Origin of the sequence: Rhodococcus sp. Leaf278, assembly GCF_001426085.1 — a bacterium.
Lineage (GTDB): Bacteria > Actinomycetota > Actinomycetes > Mycobacteriales > Mycobacteriaceae > Rhodococcoides.
Genome location: NZ_LMRR01000006.1, coordinates 89,039 through 108,343 on the forward strand (window position 1 = coordinate 89,039; position 19,305 = coordinate 108,343).

At 64.0% G+C, this 19,305-nt stretch carries 19 protein-coding genes; 5 read left to right on the forward strand and 14 right to left on the reverse strand.

What is annotated here, in order from left to right; translation table 11 throughout:
* Positions 1–8: 8 nt before the first annotated feature.
* The 6 genes from ASG84_RS08005 to ASG84_RS08030 form a co-directional block, all read right to left on the reverse strand.
* Positions 9–785 carry an enoyl-CoA hydratase/isomerase family protein gene (locus tag ASG84_RS08005; protein ID WP_057476473.1) on the reverse strand — a complete coding sequence of 259 codons (777 nt, stop codon included), beginning with the start codon at positions 783–785 and terminating at the stop codon, positions 9–11.
* Entirely contained in the window at positions 782–3,055 is a 2,274-nt protein-coding gene (locus tag ASG84_RS08010) for a CaiB/BaiF CoA-transferase family protein (RefSeq protein WP_057476474.1), read from the reverse strand. Before ASG84_RS08010 ends, ASG84_RS08005 begins: the two co-directional genes overlap by 4 nt.
* Positions 3,056–3,065: 10 nt before the next feature.
* Entirely contained in the window at positions 3,066–4,607 is a 1,542-nt protein-coding gene (locus tag ASG84_RS08015; RefSeq protein WP_057476475.1) for an AMP-binding protein, read from the reverse strand.
* Positions 4,604–5,629 (reverse strand): 4-hydroxy-2-oxovalerate aldolase, encoded by a 1,026-nt coding sequence (dmpG, locus tag ASG84_RS08020; protein WP_057476476.1) that lies wholly within the window; start codon positions 5,627–5,629, stop codon positions 4,604–4,606. Before dmpG ends, ASG84_RS08015 begins: the two co-directional genes overlap by 4 nt.
* Positions 5,626–6,579 (reverse strand): acetaldehyde dehydrogenase (acetylating), encoded by a 954-nt coding sequence (locus ASG84_RS08025; RefSeq protein WP_057476477.1) that lies wholly within the window; start codon positions 6,577–6,579, stop codon positions 5,626–5,628. The genes dmpG and ASG84_RS08025 overlap by 4 nt, the downstream gene beginning before the upstream one ends.
* 111 nt (positions 6,580–6,690) lie before the next feature.
* Complete coding sequence (locus ASG84_RS08030) at positions 6,691–7,524, reverse strand: IclR family transcriptional regulator (RefSeq protein ID WP_057476478.1); 834 nt, start codon at positions 7,522–7,524, stop codon at positions 6,691–6,693.
* Positions 7,525–7,762: 238 nt separating this feature from the next.
* Between ASG84_RS08030 and ASG84_RS08035 the strand changes: the two genes are divergently transcribed.
* Positions 7,763–9,211 (forward strand): aldehyde dehydrogenase family protein, encoded by a 1,449-nt coding sequence (locus ASG84_RS08035; RefSeq protein ID WP_057476546.1) that lies wholly within the window; start codon positions 7,763–7,765, stop codon positions 9,209–9,211.
* Between the two features lie 128 nt (positions 9,212–9,339).
* On the opposite strand, the gene ASG84_RS08040 is transcribed toward ASG84_RS08035, so the two are convergent.
* The 5 genes from ASG84_RS08040 to ASG84_RS08060 form a co-directional block, all read right to left on the reverse strand.
* On the reverse strand, positions 9,340–10,152 hold the full coding sequence (locus ASG84_RS08040; RefSeq protein ID WP_200936525.1) for an IclR family transcriptional regulator: 813 nt from the start codon (positions 10,150–10,152) through the stop codon (positions 9,340–9,342).
* 200 nt (positions 10,153–10,352) lie between these two features.
* On the reverse strand, positions 10,353–11,159 hold the full coding sequence (locus ASG84_RS08045) for a class II aldolase/adducin family protein (RefSeq protein WP_057476480.1): 807 nt from the start codon (positions 11,157–11,159) through the stop codon (positions 10,353–10,355).
* The gene (locus tag ASG84_RS08050) at positions 11,159–11,992 is read right to left on the reverse strand and encodes an ABC transporter permease (protein ID WP_057476481.1); all 834 of its coding nucleotides are present in this window, start codon (positions 11,990–11,992) and stop codon (positions 11,159–11,161) included. Before ASG84_RS08050 ends, ASG84_RS08045 begins: the two co-directional genes overlap by 1 nt.
* Positions 11,989–12,795: an ABC transporter ATP-binding protein gene (locus ASG84_RS08055; protein WP_057476482.1), complete on the reverse strand. Its 807-nt coding sequence runs from the start codon at positions 12,793–12,795 to the stop codon at positions 11,989–11,991. Before ASG84_RS08055 ends, ASG84_RS08050 begins: the two co-directional genes overlap by 4 nt.
* Positions 12,792–13,775 carry an ABC transporter substrate-binding protein gene (locus ASG84_RS08060; RefSeq protein WP_057476483.1) on the reverse strand — a complete coding sequence of 328 codons (984 nt, stop codon included), beginning with the start codon at positions 13,773–13,775 and terminating at the stop codon, positions 12,792–12,794. Before ASG84_RS08060 ends, ASG84_RS08055 begins: the two co-directional genes overlap by 4 nt.
* Before the next feature lie 295 nt (positions 13,776–14,070).
* Between ASG84_RS08060 and ASG84_RS08065 the strand changes: the two genes are divergently transcribed.
* Positions 14,071–15,039: an ABC transporter substrate-binding protein gene (locus ASG84_RS08065; protein ID WP_235581587.1), complete on the forward strand. Its 969-nt coding sequence runs from the start codon at positions 14,071–14,073 to the stop codon at positions 15,037–15,039.
* A gap of 29 nt (positions 15,040–15,068) precedes the next feature.
* Here ASG84_RS08065 and ASG84_RS08070 read toward each other — a convergent pair whose 3' ends face one another.
* Positions 15,069–15,815: a ferredoxin reductase gene (locus ASG84_RS08070; RefSeq protein WP_442970911.1), complete on the reverse strand. Its 747-nt coding sequence runs from the start codon at positions 15,813–15,815 to the stop codon at positions 15,069–15,071.
* Between the two features lie 7 nt (positions 15,816–15,822).
* Positions 15,823–16,422: a sulfite oxidase-like oxidoreductase gene (locus ASG84_RS08075; protein WP_057476548.1), complete on the reverse strand. Its 600-nt coding sequence runs from the start codon at positions 16,420–16,422 to the stop codon at positions 15,823–15,825.
* A 194-nt stretch (positions 16,423–16,616) separates the two neighbouring features.
* Here ASG84_RS08075 and ASG84_RS08080 point away from each other — a divergent pair, with 194 nt between their 5' ends.
* From ASG84_RS08080 to ASG84_RS28130, 3 genes are all read left to right on the forward strand, one after another.
* Positions 16,617–17,024 (forward strand): DoxX family protein, encoded by a 408-nt coding sequence (locus ASG84_RS08080; protein WP_057476485.1) that lies wholly within the window; start codon positions 16,617–16,619, stop codon positions 17,022–17,024.
* A gap of 303 nt (positions 17,025–17,327) precedes the next feature.
* Positions 17,328–17,729, forward strand: coding sequence for a (R)-mandelonitrile lyase (locus tag ASG84_RS08085; RefSeq protein ID WP_057476486.1), 402 nt, complete (start codon positions 17,328–17,330; stop codon positions 17,727–17,729).
* 206 nt (positions 17,730–17,935) lie between these two features.
* On the forward strand, positions 17,936–18,292 hold the full coding sequence (locus ASG84_RS28130) for a cyclophilin-like fold protein (RefSeq protein ID WP_268793486.1): 357 nt from the start codon (positions 17,936–17,938) through the stop codon (positions 18,290–18,292).
* Between the two features lie 124 nt (positions 18,293–18,416).
* Here ASG84_RS28130 and ASG84_RS08095 read toward each other — a convergent pair whose 3' ends face one another.
* The gene (locus tag ASG84_RS08095; protein ID WP_057476488.1) at positions 18,417–19,295 is read right to left on the reverse strand and encodes a helix-turn-helix transcriptional regulator; all 879 of its coding nucleotides are present in this window, start codon (positions 19,293–19,295) and stop codon (positions 18,417–18,419) included.
* Positions 19,296–19,305: the final 10 nt, after the last annotated feature.

Sequence of the window (19,305 nt, forward strand, 5' to 3'; positions counted from 1 at the left end):
CCCCTAGCTCATCGACCCTCGAACTGCGCCGTGCGCTTGTCCAGGAACGATCCGATACCCTCGGCGGCGTCCCGCAATTCGAGATTGGCCATGACGTGCTCCTCTTCGACCGCCATGGCCTCGTCGATGGAAAGATGCAGTCCGCGATCGATCACGGACTTCACCAATCCGATTGTGGCAGTGGGACGATCGGCAAGACGGCGTGCCTCCCGGGCAACGACCTCCTCGAAATCGTCGCCAGCGACCACGTCGACCAAGCCCTCTCGCAGAGCGTCCTCCGCGGTGAACTTGGTGGCGTCGATGATGAAACGCTTGGCCCGATGCGCGCCCACCAATCGGGGAAGCCGTTGCGACCCGCCTGCACCGGGAAAGATTCCGAGATCTGTCTCGGGGAATCCGAACAGGGCCTGTGCGTGCAGGATTCGCAGGTCGCAGGCCAGCGACAACTCGGCACCTCCACCGAGAGCATGACCGTTCAGCGCGGCAATCACCGGCTTGGGAGCCAGTTCGAGAAGGCGCTGCACCACCACCCATCGGCGCATGTCGCGGTAGGTGTCGGGATCGAGTCGGTGCATGACGCGCAGATTCGCTCCGCCGACGAAGATCCGGTCCTTGCCGCGAACCACCACGCACCGGACCGTCGGGTCGTCCAGGACGGCGGGAAGATGGGTGATCATCGATTCGATGAGTTCCGGATCGACGATGTTGATCGGTCCGTGGTCGATCACCACGGTGACGATGTCGCCGTTGCGCTTGTAGCGGTGGCCGGTCGGTTCAGCGCTCATGAAAGAACTCCTTCGTTGTGCAGGTCGACCAGCTCGTCCTGGGTCAGACCGAGCTGTTCGACGAGGATGTCGTCGGTGTGTTGGCCCAGAAGTGGTGCCGCTGTGCGTAAGCCACCGGGGGTAGCGGAGAGGTGCGCGACGATTCCCTCGTGCGCAACGGGCCCGGCAATCGGGTGTTCGAGCGTGGGGTAGAAGTTGCGAGCTCGCAGCTGTATGTCCGTCTCGACCAGGTCGCGTCCGTCGCGGACGGGATACGCCGCGATGCCCTCGTTCTGCAGGCTCTCCGCGAGCACCTCGGCGTCCATCGTTGAGGCCGCCTGCGTGAGTGCCTCCCATGGATCATGCTCGACGGCGGTGCCGATTCCTGTGAGCGCCTCGCGCAGTGCGTCGGAACTGCAACTCCCGACGGCTATCCATCGGTCTTCGCCGAGACTCTTCAGGATCCTCGTGGTAGCGGTCGGAACATCCTCTGCCATCTGGCCTTCGAGTGCCGCGGAGCCCAAATGGGAGGCCATCGCCTCGAGCTGCGAGAGGTCGACGTGGCCGCCTTCGCCGCGATAGAGCAGCTCGAGTGCGCCGATGACGGCCGCATTCGCAGCGACCATGTCGCCGAGTCCGAATGTGAGCCCCTGCGGATCGCGATCGGGCCGTGCTGTCTCCGCCGTCAGTCCGGACATGGCTGCGAGGGTGTCAGCGAAGGTCACGGCGTCGCGCCACGGTCCGGTCTGGCCGGTCCCGGCCATCGACACCAACACCACTCCCGGGTTGATCTTCCGGAGTTGTTCGTAATCGAGCCCCCACCGTGCCAGGACGCCGGGGCTGAAATTCTCGACGACGACGTCGACATCGGCGGCCAGTCGACGCAGGAGCTTCTGCCCCGCTTCGGTTTTCAGATTCAACGCAACGCTTCTCTTGTTACGGTTGAAGTTGAGGAAGTAGCCACCGTCGTCGAACCCCGCCTCGGGGCGCAGTCTCATACCCGGAGAGAAGCGGGTCGGATCCTTTCGGTGGTACGACTCCACCTTGAGGATGTCGGCACCGTGTTCGGCGAAGGTCTTGGTGACGTACGGTCCGGCCAGAACCCAGGTCAGATCGAGAACTCTGACCCCGTCCAGTGCGCCGGTGGTGCCGGCGTGTGCGTTCTCGTCGTGATGTTTCTCGGCCGCATCGACGCTCGGGCCGGGGCGCACGACAGCCCATGCTTCGTTCGCTGCGACGTCGCGGGGTTCGTCGAGGCGTACGGGTCTGGGCAACGCGGGTGACTCCCAGCCGAAGCCCACGTCTCGGTAGCTGCCCTTGCTTCCACTGTGTACGAAGAACTGCCGATCGATGAGCTGCGGATTGTCCAGCAGCGCGGGCCCGTTCGCCACCTCGGCCCACGGTAGTGCGCGGCGGCGAGCCTCCTCGGCGAACGGCCGGGCCGAGCGTCGACCGGTGAAGCGGGAGACCACCGCATCCACATGTGCTCGTTCGCGCCACCGAATCTCGTTGTCCTGCCAGCGTTCGTCGGCCAGGTCCTCGGCCTCGCCTTCTTCGACCATCCACGCCAGCAGGTCCGTCCACATGCGGGGGGATCCGGAGTAGCCGCCGGCGAGGAACCCGTCGGATGCCTGGAACACTCGGTGGGCGACGTGGCCGTAGATGCCCGATGTGCGTCCGGGAATCGTCCTGCCGTGGATCCACGAGATAGCGCCGATCTCGAGGGTTGCGGCGACAGCTTCCTGAGCAGAGATCTCGACCAATTGACCTGAGTTGGTGCGACGTCGCGCGATGAGAGCGAGGAGTGCCCCGATGGCACCCTGGGTGCCGGCGAGTTGGGTCCCCTGCTCGCGCGGCGGTGGCTCGGGGGCCTGCCCGGCATCGCCGCACAGCCACGCCATGCCGCCTGCTGCGGTGATCACCGTGTCGTCGCCGAGCCAGTCCCGGCGCGGGCCCGAAATTCCGAACGGAGTGATCACCGTGTGGACGACACTGTCCCACAGTGACGGTCGAGTCTCACGCAGAGCGAGGGTGCGAAGCCTGGACGCGGGGCCGGACTCGAGGACCACGTCGGCCTGGCCGATCAGCTCGATCAACGTGGTGTCCGAGACGGTGGCCGAATGCCGGAGGATCTTCTTTCCAGCGTGCCAATGCAGTCGGTCCGCCGCTGTATCGGAATGTTCGTGCAGCGCTACCCGTACCACGTCGGCACCGAGGCCGACGAACACACGCGCGGCCTGATATCCGAGTCGGTCGGTGAGGTCCAGTACGCGAATCGCGGGAACGGACAAGGGAAAGCTCCTAATCTTGTTGGTGCGCTTCGGCATCGAACGCGGCGGTCGGAATACCGCGATCGCGTAGTGCGCGCCGATTGAGTTTCTTGCTGGCCGTGGTCGGCAGAGCCGTCTCCACGTTGACGTACCGGGGAACGGCGTGGCGCGGCAGTTCTTGCGCGCAGTAGCGGAGAAGGTCACGCGGGCGAATCTGTCGCCCGGGCCGGGGGACGACCGCGAGCAGCACCTCGTCCTCGGTCAACTCGGATGGCACGCCGACAGCAGCAGCGTGGGCGACGTCCGGGTGGCCGGATGCCACCCATTCCACCCGTTCGGCGTCGACGGTCAAACCCCGGCGCCGGATCGTGTCAGCAGTTCGTCCCTCATAGTAGAGCCAGCCGTCGATCAGACGCCCGCGGTCGCCGGTGACGAACCAACCGTCGCGCCACGCCTTTCGGGTGATTTCCGGTTCTCCGATGTACTCGGTGAACGTCAGATCATCGCCGCACGGCCGCACCTCGATCGAGCCGGCCGATCCGTCGTCCATCGGACGTCCGTCGTCGTCCACCACGCGTACTCGATAGTCGTCGACGATTCGACCCGCCGCGCCCGGGCGCGGTGCCACGTCGGTCGTCGCCACGTCACCGAGCTCGGTCGAGGCGTATGCCTGCCGTAGCTCGATACCGAATCGCTGCGCCACGCTGTGGAACATCCAGTCCGGTGCCGGGCCGCCGTACGCGCGCGAAATGGTGTGCGCGCGATCGTCTTCGGTGGCGGGGGAGCGCAGCAGTATCGCGCACACTGCACCCATGAAGTTGAAGGCGGTGATGCTCTCTTCCCGTGCGGTGCGCCAGAACCGTCGCGCGGAGAAGTCGTCGACCACCAGGCGAGCACCGGACATCACCGCAGGAAGGAACGCCGCCTGACGGGCATTGACGTGTTGCCAGGGAAATACGTTGAGCAAGACATCGTCGGAGCCGTAATCCATAGCGCGGCAGACCCGTCGGGCCTGACCGAGCCCGACGCCGTTGCACAGAAGAGCGCCTTTCGGGCGGCCTCCGGTCCCCGAGGTCACCATGATCGCGGCCGGGTCGCTCGACGACGACCGATGACGAGGCGGCCTGGGCCCGGTGTGGTCCGTCACCGAAGCGAGACCGTCGTAATGGCCGTCGATGGTCATCGTCGCAGCACCGACAGAATCGGCGAGCCGAAGCAGATGTGGCTCCGCGGCCAACCGTGCCGGTGAGGCGACAGTGAGCGCGACGCCGCCCGCAGTCATCAGCTGACGAGCGACATCGGGATCCAGAGCCGTCGGGATCGGGAGCTCGATTGCCCCGAGCCAGGAGATGGCCGTGGTGAGGGTCGCGGCCGCGGGCCCGGACGAACACGCGGTCGCGACGACGCTACCGACCCGGACGGTGGTGGCCAGCGCGCCGGCGATGGCCACCGCGTCCTCGAGTAGCCGACCGGCGCTGATGCCTCGCCCGCCGACACGGCGAATAATTTCACCATCGGCTTCGGCGTGCGCACGGAGCTCCACCGCCTCGGCCCACGAGGTCGGGGCGATCACGCCGGCTGTGCTTCCCTTTCGGCCACGAGACCGAGAGCGATATCGATGATCATGTCCTCCTGGCCACCGACCAGTCGGCGACGGCCGCATTCCATCAGCAGGTCACGAACGTCGACGCCGTAGGCGCTCGACGCAGCCTCCGCATGCCGGAGGAAGCTCGAGTAGACGCCGGCATAACCCAGGGTCAGCGTCTCGCGGTCGACCCGGACCGGTCGATCCTGAAGCGGGCGGACGATGTCGTCCGCGGCATCCTGAAGTGCGAACAGGTCGCTGCCGTGGGTCAATCCGGTGAGGTTCGCAGCGGCGATGAAGGCTTCGATGGGACAGTTGCCTGCCCCGGCTCCATGTCCGGCCAGCGACGCGTCCACTCGGTAGGCACCGTTCTCGACCGCAACCAGCGAATTGGCAACGGACAGAGAGAGATTCTCGTGGGCGTGGATACCGATCTGGGTCCCCGGTTCGAGCACGTCCCGATACGCGCGCACGCGCTTCTGCACGTCGCCCATCGTCAAACGACCACCCGAGTCGGTCACGTACACGCAGTGGGCACCGTACGACTCCATCAACTTGGCCTGCTTGGCCAGTGCCTCGGGCTCTGCCATGTGCGAGAGCATCAGGAAGCCGGACACATCCATCCCGATCTCGCGGGCCGCCGCAATGTGCTGCGCGGAGATGTCTGCTTCCGTGCAGTGAGTGGCAATGCGAACCGACCGCACCCCCAGGGAGTACGCCCGCTTCAGATCGTGGATCGATCCCACACCGGGGAGCAGCAGGGTGGTGAGGGTGGCTCGTTCGATCACCGACGCGGCAGCCTCCAACCACGCCCAATCGCTGTGCGATCCCGGACCGTAGTTCAGCGAGGAACCCGCCAACCCGTCGCCGTGTGCCACCTCGATCGCGTCGACGCCGGCAGCGTCGAGCGCGACGACGATGCGGGCAACGTCGGTGGGTGACATGCGGTGCCGGACGGCGTGCATACCGTCACGCAACGTGACGTCCTGGACGTAGATGGGTGTGCTCATCGGAGTGCCACCTTTCGGCTTGCGATGCGTTCGGCGACCTGGATGCCGGCGGAGGTCATGATGTCGAGGTTGCCCGCGAAGGCGGGAAGATAGTCTGCGGCACCTTCGACTTCGAGAAATACCGAGACCTGATGGGTGGGCCGGGGTGCGGACGGGTCGGCCAGCAACGTCTCGACGGGCTGATCGTCGGGGACCGCGACAACCTGGACTTCCTGCTTCAACCGATAGCCGGGCACGTAGGCGGCGACATCGGCCACCATCGCGGAGACGGACTCGCGGATACGTTCGGTGAGTCCGCCGAGACCGTCGTCGGTCACGAGGGCAAAGACTGTGTCACGCATGATGAGTGGCGGCTCGGCCGGGTTGAGGACGATGATCGCCTTGCCGCGTGCTGCGCCCCCGACCGTTTCGATCGCGGCCGACGTGGTTTCGGTGAACTCGTCGATGTTCGCACGTGTTCCCGGTCCTGCGGACCGGGAGGCGATCGACGCGACGATTTCGGCATACGCAACGGCAGCGACTCGGTTGATCGCTGCGACCACCGGAATCGTTGCCTGCCCACCACAGGTGACCATGTTGACGTTGCGGGCATCGATGTGGTTCTCGAGGTTGACGGCCGGGATGACGTACGGCCCGATCGCGGCCGGGGTCAGGTCGATCATCGTCTTTCCCAGCGGTTCGAGCCGAGCGGCATTGGCCTGGTGGGCTTTTGCCGACGTCGCGTCGAACACGATCTCGATCTCGTCGAACCCGTCGAGCTCGATCAACCCCTCGACGCCACGATGGGTGACGGGTACGCCGAGCGCCCGCGCACGGGCGAGGCCGTCGGAGTCGGGATCGATTCCGACCATGGCACCCATCTCGAGGACCTCGGAGCGAGCGATCTTCATCATCAGATCGGTCCCGATGTTCCCAGATCCGATGATGGCGACTCTGGTGGCGATTGGCATGGGCTTACCTCACTCACGGACTGCGGCGTCACTGCCGTTGTGGCAGAACTGGTCCAGCTTCACAGCTGAACGGCGATCGACGCACGAATCGGGTCCGTTGAGCGATACGGACTAGGCCGGTCGTTGCGTCGCCGAGACGCCGGACGTGTGCATTGCCGCGCGGGTGTGCTGCCGAGTGATCGCGTGCGAGGCGAGCCGGAGTGCGTTGATCAGTGCGGCGTCACCGGTGTGGTCCACCGGAACGGTCAGTGACAGCGCCGCGATGGCGTTGTCTCCGGAGTCGTAGATCGGCACAGCGAAGCTCTTGTATCCGACCAGAGCCTCTTCGCGCTCGGTGGCCAGGCGCTGCGTGCGGATCGACACCATCTCGCGGCGGACGGCCTGCATGGTTCGCGCGCTCTGCGCGGTCAGCCGTGGAAAGTCGCTCTCCACCAGCTGCTCGAGAAGCCGGTTGGAGTCGGAAGCCATTGCGAGAAGCAGCTTCCCCGATGCAGTGCAGGTCAGCGGGAGACGGCCGCCGACACGGGAGAGCGAGTGCACGCTCCGCGTTCCTCCGAGCTTCTCCAAGTAGCACGTGTGCGTGCCCTCGCGAATGGCCAGGTGTGCGGTGCCCCTCGTCGATGCGACGAGGTCGACGAGGACCGGCCGGCCCACTCGGCGAAGCAGCGATGTGCTCCCCGCACGTTGGCTCAGGGCGAACACGCTGAACCCGATTCGGTACTCGTGACCGACCCGCTCCAGCAAGCCGAGTGCAACCAACTCCTGTGCCAGCCGGTAGACCGACGGCTTGGGGACGCCGCTGCGTTCGCAGAGGTCGACCAAGCGCAGGGAGTCGCTGTCGCCGTCGAAGGCGGACAGTATCGAGAAGGCCTTCCCGAGCACGGAGTTGGGCGGGGTCAGCGACGAATCCTCGTCCAGGTCGAACGAATGTGCCAACACTGACATGGTTGCCTCCTGTGCTCACGGGTGAAGGGTGTGCGCCCCGTCACAAACACCATCATTATCCAGATGGATAACAATGTAAAGCCCAGTGAGTGGATCGAAACGTGTTGTTTACGACGGGTCGAACATTCGGGGTCGGTTCGGTCACCGAAACTCCCCGACACCGGGTCGGTCTGCGGCTGGCACATTGGACCGTCGAAGTCCGATATGGCGCTCGCCGAACGAGATGTTGAGGGAACACATGCACAACACGCAATTGCTCATCGCAAACGAGTGGGTCGATGCCTCCGATGGCAGTACCGGCGAGACCGTGGATCCGGCTACCAACCAGGTGATCGGGCGGTTCGCCGAAGCCACGATCGCGGACGTCGACGCTGCGGTGGCAGCAGCGCGTGTGGGGTTCGAGTCGAATGCGTGGCAGGGGATGAGCCCCGATGCACGCGGGCAGCTCCTGTGGCGGATCGCCGATTTGCTCGACCGAGATGCCGAGGAAATTGCAGCAATCGAAACCGCCGACCAGGGGCAGCCGACGTTCATGAGCGTCGGCGTCAACCTTCCGCTGACCGCCCAGGTCTTCCGGTACTACGCGGGCTACGCCACCAAGATCGAGGGCACCGTCTCGCCCGTGTCCATTCCCGGAAACCTCAGCTTCCAACAGCGGGTACCGGTCGGTGTGTGCGCGCTGATCACCCCGTGGAACTTCCCGCTGGCCATCGCAGCATGGAAGCTGGCACCGGCACTCGCCACGGGTAACTCGGTCATCCTCAAGCCTGCCGAACAGACGCCGCTGTCGACGATGAAGCTGGTCGAATTGTGCCTCGAGGCAGGAGTTCCCGCAGGCGTGGTCAACCTGTTGACCGGAGGACCCGAAGTCGGTAAGGCGTTGGTGTCCCATCGCGGCGTCGACAAGGTGTCGTTCACCGGGTCGACCGAAACCGGGCAGCACATCGTTCGAGCCTCGGCCGGAAATCTGAAGCGAGTATCGCTCGAGCTCGGTGGAAAAGCCCCCAGCATCATCGCCGCCGATGCCGACATCGACGCCGCGGTCGCGGGCAACCTGCAGGGTGCCGTGTTCAACACAGGGCAGGCCTGTGGCGCTTACACCCGGTTCTTCGTGCACAGCTCACGCGCGGACGAGTTCACCTCCAAGATCGCCGCGGCAGCCGACGCGTTGCCGATCGGTCCCGGATTCGATCCGGCCACGGTCATCGGCCCCCTGGTATCCCAGGAGCATCTCGATCGAGTGCATTCGTACGTGGAATCCGGTCGGTCACAAGGAGCCGAATTGGTGACGGGCGGAAGCCGCGTCCAGGGCGATCTGGCCGACGGGTTCTTCTACAAGCCAACGGTGTTCGCCGGAGTGCGCGACGACATGACCATCGCCCGGGACGAAATCTTCGGGCCGGTGCTCTCGGTGATGGCGTACGACGACGAGGACGAGGTCATCGCCCGGGCGAACGACACCGACTACGGCTTGGCTGCGGTGGTGTGGACGAAGGCACTCGACTCCGCACTCACGCTCCCGCCCAAATTGCGGTTCGGCACAGTGTTCGTCAATCAGCTGCCTTTGCTCGACCCGGCATCACCCTGGGGTGGTTTCGGGATGAGTGGCTGGGGCCGTGAATTCGGTTCCCATTCGATCGATGCCTACACCGAGGTCAAGACGACGTTCATCAACCTCGCCCAGTAGGCCGAAGCCGCACGGCGGTGGACCGAAGCCTCGTCCATCGCCGTGAGTGAGCGGCTTCGCTGCATGTGCACGGAAACTCGTTCTCTGCTACGAACTTTCGCTCACGTGCGGCGAAGCCGCTCTTCCAATTATTTGCCGCAGCCGTTGAATGCGCACACGGTGGGGTGACACGTTCCGTCTCTGCGAGCGGCGCCCGCCGGCTGCAGACATCGCATCGCCTGCAGGCTGCGGGAAATTCCTATTCCGGCCGTACGTAGTGCTCCAGCAACACGATTGACGTTCATTCTCGAGGTCGGTGCAGTGACCGACAGGGCACCGGCCAAGACCGCATTACCGCTGAAAACCGGAACTGCGACGCTCATGTAGCCCAGTCGGGTTTCTTCTACTTCCACTGCCAACTGATCTTTGCGCATTCGCTCGAGCTGCTGCGCCAACACTGCTACCGACATCGTCGTGCGCGAGGTATGTGCAACGAAGCCCTGTGCGACGACCTCGTCGAAGACCTCTCGCGGCGAGAAGGCCAACATGATCTTTCCGGTTGCCGTGCTGTACAACGGAAGTCGTCCCGCCACCCTCGAGTTCTCGTTCAAGCCTCGATGGCCCACGATCTTCTCGATGTAGAGCACGTCGAAACCTTCACGCACCGCGAAGTGGACGGTCTCCTGGGTGGCGAGCAGTAGGTCCTCCATGTACGGAAGGGCGGCGTCACGAAGAATGCGTTGCCGCGGGACCATCTGGCCGAGCTCGAACAGCCGTAGCCCCAACCGGTACTTCGTGCCTGCGCGTTCGAGCAGACCCCAATCGACCAGTTCGCCGGCCAGTCGGTGCACGCTGGCTTTGGACACGCCACTGCGACGCGTGAGCTCGGTCAGCGAGAGATCGGTGTTCGTACTGTCGAATGCGTCGACGATCAGCTTGGCTTTGGCCAACACCGAGGTCATGTCCGCAGTCGGCTCTATCTCCAGCGGTCGAGGATTGTTCGCAGTTCGTGCGGAGAGTGCGGAAGACATGCTCACCTCAGAGGTCGAATTGTCGGGGTCTCCGACAATTCGACGTTAGGCCCTTGTTCACTTTTTGTTCGGGTTTCGGGGTCCACTGAGTGAACCCGTTTCGAGCTGTTTACATATGGCCGCGGTAACGATCAATGCGCGGTCGACGGCGGGGCGTCGAAGATGTCCGGCTCCTCCGCCGCGATCTTTTGAATGATGGTCGAGTAGGCGAACCAGCCGACCTTGTCCACTCCGACGGCCTCGAACGTCTGTGCCGCGATCTTGTCGTGCAATACCACCGGATCGCCGGCGGCATATGCGGCCAATTCGGCTTGCATGGACCGTTCCATCGAGACGTACCACCACACGGCAGCCTCGACCGAAGTTCCCACGGTGAGGTGGCCGTGATTGGACAGGATCACGGCCTTGTTCGTACCCAGAGCCGCGGCAATTCGGGACCCTTCCTCGGCGTCGAGCGCGACCCCGTGATACTCCTCGTACAACGAGTGATCCTGGTGAAAAGCGCACGCGTCCTGAGTGATCGGCCGCAGCAGCCGGTGCAGGGACGAGAACGCTTTGCCGTGCAGCCCGTGTGCGTGTACCGCGCCGATCACGTCCGGGCGAGCCTCGTGCACCTTGGAGTGGATGACGAAGGCCGCTCGGTTCAGCGGCCCCGATCCGGACAGAACGGTGCCGTCGGCACCGACGTGCAACAACTCCTCGGGCCGCACCTGGGAGAAGTGACGTCCGAACGGAGCAGTCCAGAACGTGTCGGGATCTTCCGGATCGCGGGCGGTGATATGGCCGGAGATGCCTTCGTCGAGGCCGAATCGCGACAGTATGCGGTAGCCACCCACTACCGCGATCTTGCGTCGCATGCGTTCCTGTTCGGTGGTCAGACCCACAGGTGCATCCGGTATCGACGCGAGTTCCGCGATGGATGCGGCCGGACCCGGCATCACTTGACCCCGTAGCGGCCGAGGAACTTCCTGGACAGCAACCGCAGTACGCGGTCGAACAGAAAGCCCATGATTCCGAGGGTGATGATGCCGACGAACGTCCAATCGATGCGGCCGTAATTTCGTGCCTGCCAGATCATGGAGCCGATGCCTGCGTCGGCGGCGACGATCTCGGCCGAGACGATGGTCAAGAAGCTGTTTCCCATGGCCAACCGAGCTCCGGTGACGATTCCCGGCACGGTGGACGGCAGCACGACCGTCTTCATTATCTGTAGCCTGCCGGCGCCGAGATTCGTCGCCGCTTGCAACTTGTTGTCGCTGATCGCGACTGTCGCAGCGATCGTACTCACGGTCACGATGAACACCGAGGTGTAGAAGATGAGGACGACCTTGGACGTTTCGCCGATGCCGAACCACACCACAGCCAGCGTAACGAACGCGATGGGCGGGATGAACCTGAAGAACTCGATGTAGGGATCGAGCAATTGACGGACGATGTTGATGCGGCCCATGAGGATTCCCACCGGTGCCCCCACGATCACACCGAGAACCCAACCGATGAGGATGCGTTGTCCGGACGCCTGGATCGATGTCCACAGGACACCGGTGTCGGACAGTTCCTTCGCGGCCGAGACGACGGCCGCGGGCGACGCCATGGTCGTCGGTCCGTACCACCATGCCAGGAAAGACCAGAGTGCGAGACCGATTGCTGCCGAGACGACGAAGAGCGCAGCGGTACGCATCGCGGATTTTCCTGCACCCCATGCTCGATTTCCCCTGCCGGGCTTGGTCGGCGGCGCTGCCTCGGTGCGTCCAGCGATCACGGCGGTCATAGCGTGTCCTCCTCGATTCCTTGATTGCGAAGCGAGGCAACCACTTCGGCTCGGATGTCGTCTCGTAGTCGTTCGTAGAGATCGACAACGGCGGGATGATTGCGGTCGCGCGGACGGGGAGCATCGACCTCGTAGACACTCTTGATTCGAGCGCTGGGACCGGCCGTCATGACGACGACACGATCGGCCAGCGTGATCGCTTCGTCGATGTCGTGGGTCACGAACACGACGGTGCATCCGGTGCGCCGCCAGATTCCGTCCAGCTCGGTCTGAAGAACTTGACGCGTCTGGGCGTCGAGTGCGCCGAACGGCTCGTCCATCAGCACCAAACGAGGTTGATTGGCCAGTACGCGCGCGATCTGCACACGTTGTTTCATGCCACCGGACAGTTGCGTCGGGTATTTACTGCCGGCGTGCTTCAGGCCGACCATTGCCAAGTACTCCGCGGCGATACGGGCCTGCTCGGACTTGCTCGATCCGTGCATCCGGGGTCCGTACGCAACGTTCTGGTTGACGGTCATCCACTCGAACAATGCTTCCGAACTCTGAAACACCATGCCGGCATGGGTGTTGTTTCCCTTCACCGACTCTCCGTCACAGCTGATACCGCCGGCCGCCACGTCGACGAAACCGGCGAGGGCCGAGAGCAGGGTCGACTTGCCGCACCCACTCGGCCCGAGGAGACAGACGAACTCGCCCGGTCGAATGTCGAGGTCGATGCCGCTGACCACCTCCAATTCGCCGAATCTGATTGCTACGTCGCGTGCCTCGATAGGAACGCCCTCCACCGTGTCCACACTCATCGCGATCCCTCCGTCGACCAATCGACGAGCAGTGCCGTGTTCAGGTCGGGTTGGTTGTTCATTGCGCCGATCTGGGTGTAGAAATCGACCACGCTCTGTGCATCGGCGACACTGGTTGCCGTCAAATCCTCGACCTCGAAGTCGATTTCGTCGATTGCCTTCACCGTCTGCGCTTGCTCGACGTTCACTGCTGTTTCGGTCGCCACCGCCGCGGCCTGCGGGTCGGCTTCTACCGCTGCTGTTGCCTCCGACAGCACGCCTCGTACGGCGCGTGCGGTGTCCTCGTTACCCTCGAGCCACGACTGGGTCGTGATCGCCCAATGGTGGTAGAACCAATCGAAGTCGCCGGTGGTCGCCACGACCTTGCCGGTTCCCTGGTCGATCGCAGCGCTCGGCCATGGCTCCCACATCACGTATCCGTCGATGTCACCTCGACTCAGAAGTGCAGGCATATCCGTCGGAGTCGCCGAGATCATCTCGACGGAGTCCGGAGAAACACCGTTCGCTTCGAGGTACTTGACGGTCGAGATCTGGCTGAGTCCGGCGACGATGCCGAGCTTGCGTACCGCCTGGGGGCCGTCGACGCCGTTGCGGAGCACAACTTTGATGTAGTCACCCGACGACTCGTACGAGTACATGGCGCGTAGTGCCGGGTTCTGTTGGAGCTGAGCGATCGTGGTGGTATCCGAGCTACCCGCCATCTGTACCTGACCGGTGGACAACGCGTCGACTGCTTCGCCACCACGGCCGAACTGAACCAGTTCGACGTCGAGACCGGCCTTCTCGAAGAGGCCTTGCTCGTCGGCCACGAAGAACGGCGCGTACGACGCGTCGATGCCGACTGCGATACGAATACTGCCGGTGGAGCTGGTCGCCTCCGCGGCCTCGGTTGCCGGACGGCTGCATGCACCTGCGAACAGCACGGTGATTGCCGCGATTGCAACAAGACTCGACCTGCCGAATATCGATCGTGGGGCCATGGGCGCACGGTCTCCTTACTGTGATCTGGACCGCATTCGCGGTGGTGTGAGGCAAAGCTAGTGGCGGTCCGAGTGCGCGCCCACCAACGCGGTCCACCGTGCGGACCCGACCGATGTCTTTAACGTGGCCGAAACCCAGCGCACCGATCTCGGACGGATTCGTAGCGGGGTTTGGTGGCCGGACCGTCGGACGTACACGTCAGAGCGAACACCGACATCATCATGTCTTCCGATACATGGGACTGCTGCCGCATCCGTGTCGACCGCACTCCACATCGAAAGGCACAACATGCTCTTGAAACGCACTTTTCCGACCGCCGGTCGGGCGCTGGCCGTCGTCGTGGCCTCGGTGGTCGTGCTCGCCGCGGGCTGCTCGCGACCTGCCACCGAAGCAGCCGCGACCGCTGATCTGGTACGCATCTCGGTCGGTGTCGACCCGTCGTACGCGCCGATCTTCCTCGCCGACAGCGAGGGAATGTTCGAGGCCGCAGGCCTCGATGTCGAGGTCATCCAGACGGAGGGCGGGGCCGCCGGTGCGCAGAACGTGGTGGCGGGAACGTCGGAGCTGTCCGGCAACGCCGATTCCACTGCGCTCACTGTCATGGCCGCGAACCCGAGCCTTCGCGCACTCGGAGCGTTCCAGGATTCGGATCGCTACTTCCAGGTCGTCCTGCGCGACGGGGTCTCGCCGGCGAACATCAAGACCATGGGAGTGTTTCCCGGTATCGGTTTGTACTTCACCGACTTGTACCTCCGAAGCTTGGGGATGGACCCCGCTGCGGTGACTCTGGTGACCACGAGTCCGCCGGAGCAGCCGGCGCTTCTGGCACGAGGGGACATCGATGGATTCATCTCCTTCGACCCGTGGATAGCCCAAGCCAAGGATGCGGGGTCGACAGTTGTCGCGACAACCGGTGACTTCGGCGCGAGATACTCCCAGTGGATCATCGCATCCGATGGTTGGCTCGCGGCCAACGAGGAACTCGCCGGCAAGGTGTTCTCGGTGATTGCCGAGGCTTCGGAGATCGTGAACACCGATCCGGCTCGTGCAGCCAGGGCGGTGTCCTCGGAAATCCAGATGGATGCCGGCGAAGCACAGGATCGGTTGTCGCAGATCGACTTCGGTGGTCGAGACTTCACCGAAGCCGACGTCCAGCAGGCTCAAAACCTGGTCGATTTCTTCACTGCGCAGGGCAAGATGGCCGGTCCGGTCGACCCGTCGACGGTACTGCTCAGTGGCTGGGTCTCACAGCACGGAGGCTGACGGCTGCACTGCGGCCTCAACCGCCTCCGTCAGCTCGGTCCGAAACGCTCTGTTCGGATATTGGCTGCCGAGTGACCACGTCCCACCAACATGTCGGCCACCGTGTCGACGAAACTGGTGGGGCCGCAGATATAGCACCGCGGCTCGAACTCCGCCGGCCACCCGTGGGCGTCGAGATCGTCGAGTGTGATGCGGCCGAGTGGCCGCGCGCTGCCCGCAGGTGCCCGCCGCGTGTGGATCATGGTGACGTCCACGCCGGCCGGAGGGCGAGCCCACTCGTCGGCGAAGTAGACCTCGGCGGGTTCGCGCACGGAGTACAGGACTCGGAACGGTACCCGTCCGCCCGTCGCAGACGCTTGTGCGCGAACCATCGCGCGCAGCGGGACGATGCCGGAACCGCCACCCACCAACAGGATCGGCGGAGACGGGGTCTCGGAAGGCGTGGACGGCCGCCACACGAACCATCGCCCCACCGGTCCGCGCAGTTCGATCTGATCGCCTACGTCGACGGCGTCGACGAGGTAAGGCGATACCTCTCCGTCTGCGACGTTCTGCACCGCGATCTCGATGCGCGACGTGCCGTCGGGTGCCGAGGCCAAAGAGTAGCTTCGCTGCGCACTGTAGCCGTCCTCGGCGGTGAGCTTGACGTCCACGTGCTGGCCGGCGAGATGACCGGGCCAATCGTCCACGTCCAGAACGAGAGTGGACGCGGTGGGTGTCTCACGCCGCACGGCCCGAACGGTGGCAACGAGCCAGGGTTTTGCCCCAGCGGTCATCACCATGTCAGTCGCCCTGGTAGCGCTGCTCGCGCCACGGATCTCCGTAGTCGTGATACCCGCCGCGTTCCCAGAAGCCTTGTTCGTTCTCGACCGTCAGCTCGATACGCGAGACCCATTTCGCCGACTTCCAGAAATACAGGTGCGGGACCAAAAGCCGTGCGGGACCACCGTGTTCGCGGGCCAGCGGAGCGCCGTCGAACTCGGTGACCAGCCAGGCCTTGCCGTCCCTGAGGTCTTCGAGCGGGAGGTTGGTGGTGTAGCCGTCGAAGCCGTGCACCACGACGTAGCCGGCGTCGGTATCGAGGCCGTCCAGCAGAACGTCCAGGCTCACGCCGCGCCAGGTGGTGTCGAGCTTCGACCATTTGGTGACACAGTGAATGTCGACGGTCGGGGTCTCGTGCGGAAGTGCCGCGAATTCGTCCCAGCTCCAGCTGCGAGTCTCGCCGCGTTCGGTGGTGATCGAGAAGGACCACGTGTCGGTGGCGACCACGGGCGCAGGGCCGATCGCGAGGACGGGAAAATCCTTGGTCAGATACTGACCGGGGGGAGTGCGCCCGTCGTCGCCGCGTCTGCGGCCGACGAAGCCCTTCGAGATCAGTGCCATAGTGACGAATTGTGCGCTCGTGGTCGGGAGTCTGACAAGTCGGAGACTCGACAACGTCGAAACGGTCGGTTTCGATGATCGACCCGACACTATCGAGGCCCGAATAGTCCGGACCTAGTGCTGACGGCGGTGAGTTTTCGTACCGATGGCAGTCGATACCGGCGACACCTCACTATCGAGCATCGGAGACCATCATGACCATGACGACAAAACCTGCGACCAACTCGCGCAACGCAGGACGCGTGGGTTGGGTCCTGACGGGCCTGCTCGCGCTGTTTCTGATTTTCGATATCGTCGGCAAATTGCTGAATGTGCAACAGGTGAAAGATGCGACAGTGGACTTGGGGCTGCGCGAAGAGATGACGCCCGTCATCGGCGTCGTACTACTGGTGTGCCTGGTTCTGTACCTGGTACCGCGCACCGCATTTCTCGGTGCGGTGCTTCTGACCGGATATCTCGGTGGTGCCGTCCTCACCAATTGGCGAGTGGACAAGCCGTTGTTCAGCACGGTCTTGTTCGCGGCGTACGTCGGCGTTCTTGCGTGGGGCGCGCTGTATCTGCGAGATCCGAAGGTGCGTCAGGTCATGCCGATAGTGCGGTAGTCGGTGCCGCGCATCCGTCGGGTCAGGTGGGGTTGTCGGACTCGTCGCACGGGCCGGATGACCGTCGGCGAGCTCGACACCTTCCTTGACGAGACCGGCGGACGGAGCTCCCGGCAAGCACCGTCGATGATCACCGGACTCCTCGCTACGGATATCGAATCGGTAGCGAGAGGTGCCCTGCCGGTACACCTCTCGCCAGTGACTCCCCACAACTCTGTTTTCGCGATTGACTGAACCAGCGATTCGCGGTGAGCGCACCGCACACTCTTTCCGGGGTTTTTCTGTGCAGAAAGTGAGCGTCCCGTGAATATCGAACCTGCTGTTCCCACGTCCAAGAACCCCGCTTCGCAGTTTGTCGGCGATGTGTGGCTGGACCCGATTGCGATGCCGCACGAACAGGGCCAGTCGATGGTGGTTGCCACCGTACGTTTTGCACCCGGTGCTCGCACCGCGTGGCATTCACACGAGAACGGCCAATATCTTCGCGTCACACAGGGAATAGCGCGATTCGGAAGTCGCGACGGCAGCATCATCGAGGTTCACCCGGGCCAGACGCTGTACACCCCTCCAGGCGAGGAGCACTGGCATGCCGCGGCACCGGGCGTGTTCATGGAGCACATCGCGATGCTTCAGAACGGGGAGGATCCCACCGCGACGACGACGTGGGCGGAGCACATCACCGACGCGCAGTACCAGGGCCGCTGATGTCATCGCACCCAGCACCCGAATAGGAATGCACGATGAAGAAGCAGTACATGGCAGTGGTCGGATTGTCGGTCGTGCTGGCCGCCTGTTCGACCGGGGCCGGCGAGGAATCTTCGACTGAATCCGCAAGCGTCACAGGTTCGATCGGTCCGCCTACAGGTGTGGCCGGTGCATCTGCTCGAGTACAGGGTGAGAACGGAGAGCCCATGCGTATCGACATTCGGATAGGTGAACGGACTGTGGTGGGAACGATGAACGATAGCGCGGCCAGTCGCGATCTCCTCGCGCTGCTTCCTCTGACACTGACGCTGTCCGACCACGGTGCGGTGGAGAAGGCAGGGCCGCTCCCTTCCGAGTTGTCGACCGACGGAGCGCCCGGGAGTGCGGATCCCGATTCGGGCGACATCGGGTACTACGCGCCGGGGAACGACTTCGTCCTTTACTACGGCGATCAGAGCGAATACCCGGGCATTGTCATTTTGGGAAGCATGGCCGCGTCAGGGGCCGAGGCAATCGGCTCGATCGACGGAGACGTGACCGTCACCCTGACACGCTCGCAATAGTCGAGTGAAGACGAAAAGCGTTGCGCTGCAATGTAGACAGCGTGGTATGCGTGTCGGTGCGATATGTCCCGGAACCGTCATCTCACCCTCGGCCCCAAGAAACATTCGCCAACCGGAAGATCATTCACGCCTGAGTCTGAGCTCCGGTATGTTCTGCTGCCCATGATCCGAGCAGGCGCAGACGTTCCGCGCTCGACGAACCTGGTTCGGCGGTGTACACCATGAGGACAGATCCGGGGTCGGCGGTGATGGCGAGCGCCTCGTAGGCGAGGTGGATCTCGCCCACGACCGGGTGGGCGAAGCGCTTCATTCCCGCTCCGTGGTTCCGAACGTTGTGGGCACCCCATAGCTTTCGGAATGTCTCGTCACGGGTGGACAGCTCACCCACGAGGTCTTGTAGTCCCTTGTCGTGTGGGTCGCGGCCGGCTTCGGCTCGCATGATGGCTACGCACATTTCGGCGAACGTATCCCAGTCGGGGTAGAACTCCCGCGACGACGGATCCAGAAACTGGAATCGGGCAAGGTTGGGAGTTCGTCCACCGTCCCCGATCACCGGAGCGTAGAAGGCTTTTGCGAGATCGTTGGTCGCCAGTAGATCTTGACGCTGGTTGCGAACGAAGGCGATTCCATCCGTGATCGAGTCCAGCGCCCATTGCAGGCTGATCCTCGGGGTTGCAGGACGCGCCGCCTTACGCCGCGGACGCCCGGACGTCGGTACTCCGTCGACGGCTCGGGCCAGATCGAGGAGGTGTGCGTGTTCGGTGTCGTCGAGTTGCAGAGCGCGCGAAAGTGCATCGAGCACGGACGCCGACGCACCGCCGATGGCACCGCGCTCGATACGTGCGTAATACTCGACTGAGAGGCCTGCAAGGGCTGCCACTTCGCTTCGCCGTAGCCCGGCGACTCTGCGACGGTTGCTTCCACCCGGGATCCCGGCCGCATCCGGGGTGAGCCTGGCTCGGCGGGTCATGAGGAACTCGCGCACTTCGGCCTTGTTGTCCATACCGTCAAGG

Bases quoted from the DNA above. Each gene is read 5' to 3' on its own strand.
- ASG84_RS08030 (WP_057476478.1), bottom strand. From the start codon at position 7,524: ATGTCAGTGTTGGCACATTCGTTCGACCTGGACGAGGATTCGTCGCTG.
- ASG84_RS28130 (WP_268793486.1), top strand. From the start codon at position 17,936: ATGCGTATCGACATTCGGATAGGTGAACGGACTGTGGTGGGAACGATG.
- ASG84_RS08055 (WP_057476482.1), bottom strand. From the start codon at position 12,795: ATGAGTGTGGACACGGTGGAGGGCGTTCCTATCGAGGCACGCGACGTA.
- ASG84_RS08035 (WP_057476546.1), top strand. From the start codon at position 7,763: ATGCACAACACGCAATTGCTCATCGCAAACGAGTGGGTCGATGCCTCC.
- ASG84_RS08040 (WP_200936525.1), bottom strand. From the start codon at position 10,152: ATGACCTCGGTGTTGGCCAAAGCCAAGCTGATCGTCGACGCATTCGAC.
- ASG84_RS08070 (WP_442970911.1), bottom strand. From the start codon at position 15,815: ATGACCGCTGGGGCAAAACCCTGGCTCGTTGCCACCGTTCGGGCCGTG.
- ASG84_RS08025 (WP_057476477.1), bottom strand. From the start codon at position 6,579: ATGCCAATCGCCACCAGAGTCGCCATCATCGGATCTGGGAACATCGGG.
- ASG84_RS08080 (WP_057476485.1), top strand. From the start codon at position 16,617: ATGACCATGACGACAAAACCTGCGACCAACTCGCGCAACGCAGGACGC.
- ASG84_RS08045 (WP_057476480.1), bottom strand. From the start codon at position 11,159: ATGCCGGGTCCGGCCGCATCCATCGCGGAACTCGCGTCGATACCGGAT.
- ASG84_RS08005 (WP_057476473.1), bottom strand. From the start codon at position 785: ATGAGCGCTGAACCGACCGGCCACCGCTACAAGCGCAACGGCGACATC.
- dmpG (WP_057476476.1), bottom strand. From the start codon at position 5,629: ATGAGCACACCCATCTACGTCCAGGACGTCACGTTGCGTGACGGTATG.
- ASG84_RS08075 (WP_057476548.1), bottom strand. From the start codon at position 16,422: ATGGCACTGATCTCGAAGGGCTTCGTCGGCCGCAGACGCGGCGACGAC.
- ASG84_RS08060 (WP_057476483.1), bottom strand. From the start codon at position 13,775: ATGGCCCCACGATCGATATTCGGCAGGTCGAGTCTTGTTGCAATCGCG.
- ASG84_RS08095 (WP_057476488.1), bottom strand. From the start codon at position 19,295: ATGGACAACAAGGCCGAAGTGCGCGAGTTCCTCATGACCCGCCGAGCC.
- ASG84_RS08050 (WP_057476481.1), bottom strand. From the start codon at position 11,992: ATGACCGCCGTGATCGCTGGACGCACCGAGGCAGCGCCGCCGACCAAG.